This window comes from Paraburkholderia podalyriae (assembly GCF_014397785.1).
GTDB classification, from domain to species: Bacteria; Pseudomonadota; Gammaproteobacteria; order Burkholderiales; family Burkholderiaceae; genus Paraburkholderia; species Paraburkholderia podalyriae.
In genome coordinates, this window is record NZ_VZQQ01000116.1 from 1 (window position 1) to 10,878 (window position 10,878).

8 protein-coding genes and 3 pseudogenes are annotated in these 10,878 nt (G+C 59.9%); 5 read left to right on the plus strand and 6 right to left on the minus strand.

All coding sequences use genetic code 11. The features are described from left to right. Positions 1–133 precede the first annotated feature (133 nt). Positions 134–298: a hypothetical protein gene (locus F6X42_RS40495; protein ID WP_187639413.1), complete on the minus strand. Its 165-nt coding sequence runs from the start codon at positions 296–298 to the stop codon at positions 134–136. 155 nt (positions 299–453) lie between these two features. Here F6X42_RS40495 and F6X42_RS40500 point away from each other — a divergent pair. After that, positions 454–1,180 (plus strand): annotated as a pseudogene (locus F6X42_RS40500) (IS6 family transposase). A gap of 340 nt (positions 1,181–1,520) precedes the next feature. Here F6X42_RS40500 and F6X42_RS40510 read toward each other — a convergent pair. Then, entirely contained in the window at positions 1,521–3,728 is a 2,208-nt protein-coding gene (locus tag F6X42_RS40510; protein WP_187639414.1) for an FUSC family protein, read from the minus strand. A 199-nt stretch (positions 3,729–3,927) separates the two neighbouring features. Here F6X42_RS40510 and F6X42_RS40515 point away from each other — a divergent pair, with 199 nt between their 5' ends. Both F6X42_RS40515 and F6X42_RS44950 read left to right on the plus strand, forming a co-directional pair. Beyond that, positions 3,928–4,932, plus strand: coding sequence for a LysR family transcriptional regulator (locus tag F6X42_RS40515; RefSeq protein ID WP_187639415.1), 1,005 nt, complete (start codon positions 3,928–3,930; stop codon positions 4,930–4,932). Between the two features lie 212 nt (positions 4,933–5,144). Continuing rightward, a pseudogene (locus F6X42_RS44950) lies at positions 5,145–5,367 on the plus strand (hypothetical protein); the annotation flags it as partial. 42 nt (positions 5,368–5,409) lie between these two features. Here F6X42_RS44950 and F6X42_RS46205 read toward each other — a convergent pair. Continuing rightward, positions 5,410–6,300: pseudogene (locus tag F6X42_RS46205) on the minus strand (Tn3 family transposase); the annotation flags it as partial. 730 nt (positions 6,301–7,030) lie between these two features. Here F6X42_RS46205 and F6X42_RS40530 point away from each other — a divergent pair. Both F6X42_RS40530 and F6X42_RS40535 read left to right on the plus strand, forming a co-directional pair. Continuing rightward, complete coding sequence (locus F6X42_RS40530; protein ID WP_187639417.1) at positions 7,031–8,182, plus strand: porin; 1,152 nt, start codon at positions 7,031–7,033, stop codon at positions 8,180–8,182. 227 nt (positions 8,183–8,409) lie between these two features. Next, positions 8,410–8,757, plus strand: a complete 348-nt coding sequence (locus F6X42_RS40535) for a hypothetical protein (protein ID WP_376776519.1) — start codon at positions 8,410–8,412, stop codon at positions 8,755–8,757. Between the two features lie 317 nt (positions 8,758–9,074). On the opposite strand, the gene F6X42_RS40540 is transcribed toward F6X42_RS40535, so the two are convergent. The 3 genes from F6X42_RS40540 to F6X42_RS40550 form a co-directional block, all read right to left on the minus strand. Continuing rightward, a complete protein-coding gene (locus tag F6X42_RS40540) occupies positions 9,075–9,338 on the minus strand; it encodes a hypothetical protein (protein WP_187639418.1) in 264 nt (87 codons plus the stop codon). Positions 9,339–9,479: 141 nt separating this feature from the next. Continuing rightward, positions 9,480–10,418, minus strand: coding sequence for an electron transfer flavoprotein subunit alpha/FixB family protein (locus F6X42_RS40545; protein WP_187639419.1), 939 nt, complete (start codon positions 10,416–10,418; stop codon positions 9,480–9,482). 14 nt (positions 10,419–10,432) lie between these two features. Next, positions 10,433–10,878, minus strand: a 446-nt coding sequence (locus tag F6X42_RS40550) for an electron transfer flavoprotein subunit beta/FixA family protein (protein ID WP_376776520.1), incomplete at its 5' end; no start/stop codon positions are given.

The window sequence follows — 10,878 nt, forward strand, 5'->3', positions numbered from 1 at the left end:
GCGTGAATCGTGCCCACGATCGCCGATCATGGACACGACCCCCTGATCTATACGAATTCCACCACGACAGCACCATCATGCCTTGCGCGCGCGCGAATGAGGAACTGGCCCAGCCGAGCCGCTTACGGACAGGTCAACCGAGCTTGACGGTGTTATTTGCAGTTTTGCCAAAACTGGCGTTCGCCGTCAGACCGAGTAGGGCCAGCGCACTGCCGAGCCGGAAATCGGCGGGAATGCCAACTCGGTCGGCCACCATGCCGCCCATCAACAAGCCAACGGCAATCGCGACCTGTGTCATGCCGACGAACGGCGCCCACGCGTAGCAGGAACTTGTCGGGCCAGTTCCGCATGCAGGCGTCAATGAGTCGCCTGGGAAACTGCTTCGACAATGCGCCGATTGAGTCGTTTTGGGGGCGCTGTCACATTGCCGAGGTGCTCGCGTAAGATGGCCCGATGATGAAATCGAAATCCCTCTATCAACGTCACCGCTTTCCGGCTGCAGTCATCACTTGCGCGGTGCGTTGGCATTTCCGCTTTCAACTGAGCCTGCGCGACATTCAGGAGTTGTTGTTCGAACGCGGCGTGGTGGTGAGCCATAAAACCGTGCGACGCTGGTGCGATAAGTTTGGCACTCGCTTCGCGCATCGCGTCAAGGCCGCGCGTCGCAAGCCCGGCAGCACCTGGCATCTCGATGAGATGTTCGTGACGCTGCGCGGTGAGCCTCATCTGCTGTTGCGAGCGGTTAACGAGCATGGTGCCGAACTCGACATTCTGTTGCAGAAGCGGCGGGACAAATCCGCTGCGAAACGCTTCTTCAAGCACGTGCTGTCCCGTTCCGCGCGAGATCGTCACAGATCAATTACGAAGCTATCCGGCCGCGAAGGCCGAGATCCCCGAGTTGGCCGGCGTCAAACACGTGTTCGTCAAGGCTGCTGCACGGGTGAATAACCGGGCTGAGAATAGTCATCAACCTACCCGTGAACGCGAACGACGCATGCGCGGGTTCCGCGACCCGAAGCGAACGCAAGCTTTTCTGTCGAGCTTCGGTCTTATTCGGCAGCACTTTGCTCTCAAACGACATTTGCTGCGCGCCTCTCGTTATCGCAAACAACTCGCCGCCCGATTCGCTGCGTGGCATGCATTCACCGAGCTCAGCCAAAATCCGTCGACCGCTTTCTGAGCAATCTACCTCTTTGGCACTGCGCCGGCTCACCACCGCCAAGTTGACAGCGCCGATCCAGGTCTTCTTGTCCGGTGACTGCTCCCAGCTTGTGGCCAGACCGGAACGCAAGCTGGCCAGCCTGTCCGAATGCGACAGGTCCCACAGGATCAGCCCTTCAAAGACCGGATAGCCGAGGAAGCGCATGCCCTCCCAGCCGTTATTGGGCATACCGGTCGTGGTCGGATATCGGCAGCCGTCATCGCGATGCGCAATGTTCCCGCAGCCCAGGCTTGCGACTGCGACAGCAGCGCGCCGACCAACGTTACAATCAAAGCAAACATAGAACGACGAAAGATCATCACGGAAAGATTGCGCGCGTGGCGGACTCTACGTTCGTGGGATAGCGCTGTTTGAACGGCGCATCGTTGTCCAGCAATGCAGTGCGAATGAAATGAAGGCAACTCAAAATGCGCTGTATATCGTGACGTCTGTCGGGACCGGTTCGCACTGCGTCCAGTACGTCCTGTGCGATCCATATCGCCGAGCGGACGGATACCACGGCGCGCTCGAGCGCTCGCGCGTCGGGCCGCTCAAACAATTGCGCGAGATGATCGAGCACACGGTCGACGGCCGCACTCCAACGTGGGTGCAGTGCCTGGACATACTCAGCATGTGCTACTTCATCGCGCAGATCGATTACGGCGTGTCCCACTTCGAGAGTCGCCAGCATCCAGCGCAATGCGTGCCTGCGCCGACGCGAGCGCCGCGCGAGCAGCGCACGTAATTGCGAAGCGAGGTCGTGCGTGCTCGACTGAAAGCGTTGGTTGAGCTTCGGCCGTTGGCCTCTGCATGCGAGCACGGCTTGGGCACGCAGATCGTTCATGATTCGCTCGATGAGCCAGTCCATATCGGCGGGAAAGACTGTGGCGAGGACGATCGCGGTCAACAACATCGACGCCGTGACGGCGATGCCGTTGTTCACTAGCAAGTCCGGTTCAAAAGTCACGACGTTATCCGGTCCGGCCAGTAAGCAGAAGAACACCGAAAAGCCGACGCCGAGGCCCGCTGCGCGCTTGCACGCCGCGAGATGCGCACCCAGCGCCAGTACTGGGGACAGCACGATGCAAAGAAGCGGAAAGCCGTCGATGTTTGGATACACGTAGCACGTGAACACGTAACCCGCGAGAGTCCCGAGCGCGGCGCCGAGCGCCATTTGAACAGCCATCTTGGGAGCGTTCGGCGCGATGGACGTCAGCGCGCACGCAAGCGCAGCGCCGATAAACCCAAGGCCTCCGCTCGGCCAGTCGGTTGCGAGCCAGAACCAGGCGGCCATCCCCATCACTGTGGCGGAGCGGATAAACGTGAAAGCGACCGCATAACTGCTCGTTTTACTGGAGTAGCTGTTTTTTGTCTCTTGCCGCGGGCTGAGCTTACGTTGCGCAAGCGTGGCGTAACTGTCGCAGTACTTCGTCCATTCGTCGACAAAACGGTATAGCAGTTCCGACGCGGTATCGAAGTCCGCCAGGGCTTCCGCCGATGCGTGTCCCTGCTGCTCTCTGGTCTGTCGGATACGTCGTGGCAGGGTGGCTTGGAACTCTCGCAAACGAGTGGCCAGGTGTGAACCATCCGCCGATACGTCCCGCTGCAATGAAAGCAATGCCGCGAGTTCGCGAAGGTATGGATCGATGCGCCTCACGATCGGGGCGGCGTCGCTGCCGTGAGAGCGCTTGAGCAACTGATGCAGCGCATGCAGACGCGTGCACGCGTGCATAAACTCATTGTTGAGCCGGCCGAGGCGATGATTGCGTGAACGCATCGCCGGATCCTCGAAAGCAGCGAAGATGCGCGTGGCCTCGAAACCCACAATCTCGTCGACGAGCTGCGCGAAACGGCGCTCGAATGCTCTGCGATCGACCCGGCGCGAAAGCACGTCGGCAGCGAACGCAGTAAAATTCCCGTAGCGGACTTGCAGTGTTTGCAGCAGCGCAAGGCCGGAGCGCTGGGGCACAATCAACGCACTTACCGCGCTCGAGCAGACGATCCCGACTCCCACTTCCGCTGCACGCGTCAGTGCCGCGAGGAAAAGACCCTCGGGCGTCGCGACATTCGGAATGCCGATCAGCGCCGCCGTGTAACCCGCGAGAACAAAGCCGTACCACCTGAAATGCCGATACCGCACCGCCGCTGCAATGCACGCGCTCACCCAGACGATCATGCCAAGCATGTGCAGCTCGGGCTGCTGGACGAAAAGCGCGCCGAGTACCAACGCTGCTACCGCCCCCACCGCAGTGCCGAGAATCCGGTAGAAACTCTTCGCGAGCACCATCCCGCTGAACGGTTGCATCAGCACAAAAACGGTGGTCATGGCGATGCGCGGCTGAGGCAAATCCAGCAACATCGCACTACCCAGTGCAAGCAGCCCCGCAGTGACTGTTTTGAGCAGATGCAGCCAGACGAGTCCGTCGCTGTGTGCCCACTCGCGGATGGCTGGACTCAAACTCTGGAACAACGCGCGCCACGCTCCAGCGAAATTTGCCATCGGTTTAATCGCATGCTGGCGTTTCATCGAAAGGCAATGCGCCTCGGTTCGTCGCGGAAGAAAGCGCCGGTCGATCGCACAGACGCCGGCAGGCAAGGCGCCGATTGTAGGAGCATGCGATGCGGGCATTAACTGGACACCTTCGGAACCTCTCTTCCAGAACGAACAACAATGAGCCGATCAGTCGAGCGGACAATGCGGCCTCTGCCGCGAAATAGAAGGATCGATGGATACGTTACAAAACATGCGCGTGTTCTCGCGCGTAGTGGAAGCCGGCAGTTTCACCGCTGCAGCTCAGTCTCTTAATTCGACGACCGGCGCCATGTCACGCGCAGTCTCGGAACTCGAGGCTCATCTGCGTACGCGCTTGCTGAATCGCTCGACACGCCGTCTCGCGCTCACTACCGCAGGCGAGCGTTATCTCAAGCGATGTCAGCAAATCCTTGCGGACGTCGACACAGCCGAGGAAGAAGCCAGTTGTGCCCAAGAACGCCCGAGCGGCGCCCTTCGTATGCATAGTTTCGCGAGCATCGGCCAGCATTATGTGTTGCCGGCTATATCACGCTATCGCGCGCTTTATCCGGAAGTGACTGTGGAGTTGACGTTGTCGCAACGGATGCCCGATCTCTTCGAAGGAAGCTCGGATGTCGCGGTAATTGGAGCGTCGGCGCTACCCAATTCTGACCTCGTTTCGCTTCCGCTTGGGACGACGTTCAGCATACTGTGCGCATCGCCAGCGTATGTAAGAGCGCATGGTGGGCCGCAACGACCGGCGGATCTCGCTCATCACGAGTGCCTGATCCTGCATACGCCCGCGTTCGCGCCGCACGAGTGGGTACTCGACGGGCCTAACGGCAGTGAGACGATGGATGTCGACGGTCCGGTGCAGGTGAATATCGCGGAGTCGCTAATCGTTGCGATCCGGGAAGGGATGGGCATAGGCATGGTGCCGCTTTACGCGGCAATCGCCGGATTAAGAGACGGTACTTTGGTGCGCGTATTGCCAGACTACACGCTGCAGAAGATGAACGTTTATGCGCTGTATCCGTCGCGGAAGTTTATCGACGCGAAGACGAGGACATGGGTAGAATTTTTGCGCACGCATTTGCCAAAGGTGATCGCCCGCGATAAGGCGTTGCTGGCAGAGATTGGCCAAGCCGATAGCGCCAGCGATGTGCTGCCGCGAGTTATTCCCGACTCGGTTGGGGAAAGTACTGTGGTAGTGATTTAGCCGCGGCGAGTTGCCGCTGTGGTTTTTTGCGCAGTGGCAACGATACTTCGCGTGTTCTTCCGGCCGCGTAGACGCAGAAATCCCACCTGTTTCAAGGTGGGGTTTCTGATGCTGCAGGCGAGCCTGACGATTACCTACTTTCACACGGGTAATCCGCACTATCATCGGCGTGGCGTCGTTTCACGGTCCTGGTCGGGATTGGAAGGTTGGGCCTGCCATTCGAGGCACAGACCGCTCATTCCGCAATCGACGCGCTGAACGTGTTGCGCGACCTCTATGCCCGTAAAGCCTACACGTTGCCGGATCGCGTGACGATCCGACTCGGGCGCGCCTGGCGAGACGCGATCGACGGCTATGACCGCTACAAGGCGCTGCTGGCGTTCGAACGGACCACGCTTTTCGCGCTGCGCGTCGCGTTGTGCAACGGCTCCCTCTATATGGCTATTTTGCCCAGCCCCCGAAAACTGAAAAACTCCGTTAAAGCCGCACAGACAAGGCTTCCCGGGCCAGATGAATGGCGGAATGTGAGTCCGAAAGACGGCTGTCAGCCTTCCTCGTCCTTCTCTTCGGCTGCCGCCCGCAGCATGCGAGCCCAGTACTCGGGGTCAGCGTAATACGAGGCGAGTGCGTCGATGTCGACTGGCCCGGTCGCGGCGCGGAAGTCCATCGCCCTGAACAGGTTGACGTGTCTCCCGCGGCCCGCTTCTGCTCGTGGACGCGTGAGAGCAAGGCGGTGTTGTAGTGGATGATGGCGTTCGCGATCAGGCGGGCGCACTTGTTCCACAATTGCTGCTCGGCCTCGGTGTGCACGCGCAGCTTGCCGCCGTTGACGAAGGCGACCGCGCGGCGTAGCCGGTGATACGCCTCGCCACGGTTGAGAGCCCTCTGCACGGATTGGCGCAGATCGACATCGTTGATGAAGCGCAGGATGTAGCTCGAGAGCTTACATACGATGGTGGCCCGTGAGACCTGCTTCTGCCCGAGCGAGGCCATGATACGCTGGACGGCGGCCCATTCGTTGATGATCAGCTCGTCATTGGATTTACGCGAGGGTTTGACGAGCCACTTGCCGTAGTGGCCCGGGGCGTGACGGCCAACGAGCTCGCCGAGTTTCTTGTGGAAGTCGCGATAGCGGGGCGCGAACCGATAGCCGAAGGCATACAGGGTTCAGTAGTTCACCTGGTTGGTGCCGTGTGTGTCGGTGGAATGCAGCTGCGGACGCATGTCGGAGGTGTGGCTGTAGAGCAGATCGAACACACGTAGTGGCTGTCGTGTTCGTGAGCGCCGAAGACGGTCGGGTTGAACGGCACATGGACTTCGGCCATTTTGCGCAGCCACATATTGGTGCCCATCGCGATGACGCAGGCGAGGAGCTCCCGTGGATCGGCCTCGTGTTTGTCGGGTGTCAACATGCCCTCCGTCGTGGGATCAGCAGCTTTGTCTGACGATGGAAGGGTTGGGTCGGTCATTACAGGCTCGCTCACTTTCGCTGGACCTAAAACACATCTCGAGCATGCGATTCTACCCGCCTCCGCCGCGTCGAACGCCGCGCTCTAACGAACGGACAAGTTCGCTGTCATCTCGCACACGGAAATAGTCCATTTCGCCCCTTAAACGGAATTTATTTAAGTGTTATAAAATCGCAAATAAAGCGGCTCCAATGCCGCATATAAAATAGAAAAGGCGGCTTTCGTGGCCGGTAAGAAGACTTCCAAACTGGCGACGAATTAAACAGCGCCCGAGGCGACGAATACTCTATTGCGTGAATCGCTGTGAATTCGAGTTCATCCAGCAACCTCTTTTAGACTTTCGCAGTAAGGCAGGTTGAAAGCGGTCGCGCGCCGGCAACAACTCCCTAAGCTGCAATGCGGCGCTTTATTCGCCCGCGATTGTGATTTCGCCTTTATTTTTGCGTAGTTACGCCACCTAAATCGCTTCGTTACGAATTCAGGAAATGACTGTTGCGCCATTCACGCGATTGGATAAACGAATACGGGGAATACACTTCGCAGCGGATCGTCACGCGGCCGGCGCAATCAGCGCAATGGACGGCCCGCCCCGAATGCGATTCTCGATGCATTGTCCCTGGAGTCATGAAATGAAAAAAACCCTCATCGCAGCAGGTCTCATGGGCGCGTTTGCGCTCAACGCACACGCACAAAGCAGCGTCACGTTGTACGGCACGCTCGACGCCGGCCTCGTGTATTCGAACAACCAGGGCGGCCACAACAACTGGCAGCAAGGTAGCGGTTCGGTGTCGAACACGTACTTCGGCCTGCGCGGCAGCGAAGACCTGGGCGGCGGTCTGCACGCCATCTTCACGTTGGAGAGCGGCTTCAATCTGAACAACGGCCAGTTCTCCGAAGGCAACACCATGTTCAACCGCCAGGCTTTCGTCGGCCTGAAGAGCGACCAGTTCGGTACGCTGACGCTCGGCCGTCAATACGATTCCGTCGTCGACTATCTTGCGCCGCTGTCGGAGGCGGGCGCGGGCTACGGCAACAATCTCGCGGCCCACCCGTTCGACAACGACAACCTGGACAACTCGTTCTCGATCAAGAACGCGGTCAAGTACACGAGCGCGAACTACGCGGGTCTGAAGTTCGGCGGCCTGTATGGCTTCAGCAATTCGGCCGGCCAGTTCTCGAACAATCGCGCGTGGAGCGCGGGCGCTTCGTATGACAACGGCCCGCTGAGCGTCGCAGCGGCTTACCTGCAACTGAACAACTCGGGCAGCTCGAATCTGAGCGGCGCGGTCTCGCAAGGCGACGGCACCGCGCAGGTCGCGGCTAACCTGCAGCGGACGTTCGGTGCGGGCATCAACTACTCGTACGGTCCGGCAACGGCGGGCTTCGTGTACACGCATACGCAACTGGACGGCATCACCGGCATCGACGTCGGCGGCGCGACACTGCCCGGCATCGCCGGCACTAACCTGCATCTGGACAACTTCGAAGTAAACGGCCGTTACGCGCTGACGCCGGCCATGAGCCTCGCGGCTTCGTACACGTTCACGGACGGCAAGATGTCGGGCGCTAACGGCTCGGGTGATCCGAAGTGGCATACGGTGTCGCTGCAAGGCGACTACTCGCTGAGCAAGCGTACCGACGTCTACGTCGAAGGCGTGTATCAGCATGCATCGGGCGAACTCGGCAACTTCGGTTCGAACGTGGCGGCGATCAACACGCTCGCGCCGTCGTCGACCGGTAACCAGGTCGCCGCGGCTGTCGGCTTGCGTCACCGCTTCTAGATCTCCACGCACTGCTTGCAGCGCGGGCCTGTCAATTCGCGCTGCCTTCGAACACGCACGTGACACGGTGACGTCGCGGGTTTTTTCATGGACGCGACGTTTCAGCTTGTAACGAAGGTGACTGCGCGAGCTTGTGCTCGCTATACTCGGGCATCCGCTTTTTTCATCCGATTGAGCGCGCTGCTGCCTGGTTTGCTGTGTGTCCTTGCAGCGCGAACGCAACGCGCGTGAAAGGCGGCTTTGTCGCGAAGCATGGCATTGCGCCGATCGCTGTGTGGGTCGGTGCATTGATCGCGCCACGCTTCGCCCGCACAAGATCCCCGCAAATGACCGGGGACGCCGACGACCTCACCATGAAACGAACTTTCCTGCTTGCTCCTGCCGCCGTGGCGATCGCCACTCTCGCGGCTTGCGGTTCCTCCAACGGGCCTTCCGCACGCGACGCGTCGCAGCCCATGATCTACGTGTCGTCGCAGCGCGCCCGCGTGTATATCGCCAGTTGCCTGGAATGCCGCTTGTCGAGAGTGCGCCTGTCACAGAAAGCCACGACCTTGCAGCCCTTGAGTTTTTTGTGACCACTGAAACCGAGATTGTCCCCGCCTTTCTTTGCCGCAGTCGTTGTGCCGTCGGTGTGAATGACCGACAGATCGAGCAACCGTCCTGCTGGAGTCGGCGTACTGAGGCCAGAAATATCGCGTCGAAACATCCGCTCGCCTGCCAGCGACGAAAGATCCGGTAAATGCTCGTCGGATGGATTTCGCGTCGACCCTGCTGATTCCTGTCTATCGGCAGCATGTGCCACTGGCAGCCAAGGTACAGCGCCTTCGGGATGTAGTTGAAGATCCTGTACAACGGCAGTCGCGGCAGCGGGCCTCGACGACCCCTTGGCAGATCAGGCAAGACAAATGCGTTGCATTGCGCTTCGCTCAATTCCACCGGAATCTGTTGTCGGGCTTGGCGTTGGGCCATTTTCCATCAGCAAAGCGATGGATTCTCGCCGCTTCGACGACAACCGCTCGAATCCCTTACCCAGCCGGCCTCTCCGCCCGTTTTGACCGCTGCGAAAAACCTGCAACCAGTAGTAGGCGCCAAAATTGTGCATTTCGCAGTAAGCGCGTGCCGCGCGGATCGCACCATCGAATTCGTTTTCGGTCACCACGTGCTTGTGGTCGACACGGCATGAGCATCGAGAACGAACGCCAGAACGCGGCGTCTTCGGCATTTGCGTTGACGACGCCTGCCTGCGGAGCAAGTTCGATGGGCCCGCTATTGCTATGCCGTTTATGCTGTGACGTCATCAGTTGTCGATCGCTTTAACGAGTTCGGGCACGACCGAGAATAGATCGCCCACGAGACCGTAATCCGCCACGCTGAAAATCGGCGCTTCCGGATCCTTGTTGATCGCGACGATGACCTTGCTGTCCTTCATGCCGGCCAGATGCTGAATCGCGCCCGAGATGCCCACCGCTACATACAACTGCAGCGCGACGATCTTGCCCGTCTGGCCGACCTGATAGTCGTTTGGCACATAGCCCGCATCGACCGCCGCGCGCGAAGCGCCCAGCGCCGCGCCGAGCTTGTCAGCGAGCGATTCGAGCACTTGCGCGTAGTTCTCGCCATTACCCAGACCACGCCCACCCGACACAATGATGTTCGCGCTTGTCAGTTCCGGACGACCGAGCTTCGTCATTTCGCGGCTCACGAACTGTGAGATGCCTGCATTGGGCGCTGCTTCGATGCTTTCAACCGATGCGCCGCCGCCTTCTGCCGCGACCGGATCGAAGCCCGTCGCGCGTACGGTGATCACCTTGATCGGATCGATCGATTGCACGATGGCGATCGCGTTGCCCGCATAGATCGGGCGCTCGAACGTGTCAGCGCTGTCGACGACGGTAATGTCGCTGATTTGCGCGACGTCCAGATGCGCGGCGATGCGCGGCGCGATGTTCTTACCATACGCCGTCGCCGGAGCCAGAATGTGCGTGTAGTCCTTCGCGATGTTCAGCACCGTACCTTCGACGTTTTCCGCGGGACCTTCGGCGAGTTGAGGCGCATCGGCGAGCAGCACTTTGCCAACGCCCGCGATCTTCGCCGCCGCATCCGCCGCGCCCTGCGCGTTCGAGCCTGCGACCAGCACATGCACATCGCCGCCGATCTTCGAAGCCGCTGCGACCGTATTCAATGTCGCCGCCTTGATCGACGCGTTATCATGTTCCGCGATTACCAGAATCGTCATTATCTCGCCTCTCCTTACAGCACCTTGGCTTCGCTCTCGAGCTTGTCCACCAGCGTCTTCACATCCGGCACCGTGACGCCCGCGCGCCGCTTCGGCGGTTCCGTGACCTTCAGCGTCTTCAGATGCGGCGTGACGTCCACGCCCAGATCAGCCGGCTTCACCGTCGTCAAAGGCTTCTTCTTCGCCTTCATGATGTTCGGTAGCGTCACGTAGCGCGGCTCGTTCAGGCGCAGGTCCGTGGTGACCACGGCAGGCAGCTTCAAGGAGAGCGTTTCCGCGCCGCCATCGACTTCGCGCGAAACGGTGGCTTTGCCATCCGCGACCACAACTTTCGTAAGCGCTAATTTGAGCGCACGGGCGCGCGCATGAATGTCGCCTAGCGCTGCAAATTTGCTGGCGCGGAAGCGGGACGTATGATTTTCTTTGCTCAGGCGGCGTTGGTCGAGGCCTGAGACTGCAT

What these genes read in the sequence shown, in the direction of transcription:
- F6X42_RS40495 (WP_187639413.1), bottom strand. Translation starts at nt 298, where the DNA reads ATGACACAGGTCGCGATTGCCGTTGGCTTGTTGATGGGCGGCATGGTG.
- F6X42_RS40510 (WP_187639414.1), bottom strand. Translation starts at nt 3,728, where the DNA reads ATGAAACGCCAGCATGCGATTAAACCGATGGCAAATTTCGCTGGAGCG.
- F6X42_RS40515 (WP_187639415.1), top strand. Translation starts at nt 3,928, where the DNA reads ATGGATACGTTACAAAACATGCGCGTGTTCTCGCGCGTAGTGGAAGCC.
- F6X42_RS40530 (WP_187639417.1), top strand. Translation starts at nt 7,031, where the DNA reads ATGAAAAAAACCCTCATCGCAGCAGGTCTCATGGGCGCGTTTGCGCTC.
- F6X42_RS40545 (WP_187639419.1), bottom strand. Translation starts at nt 10,418, where the DNA reads ATGACGATTCTGGTAATCGCGGAACATGATAACGCGTCGATCAAGGCG.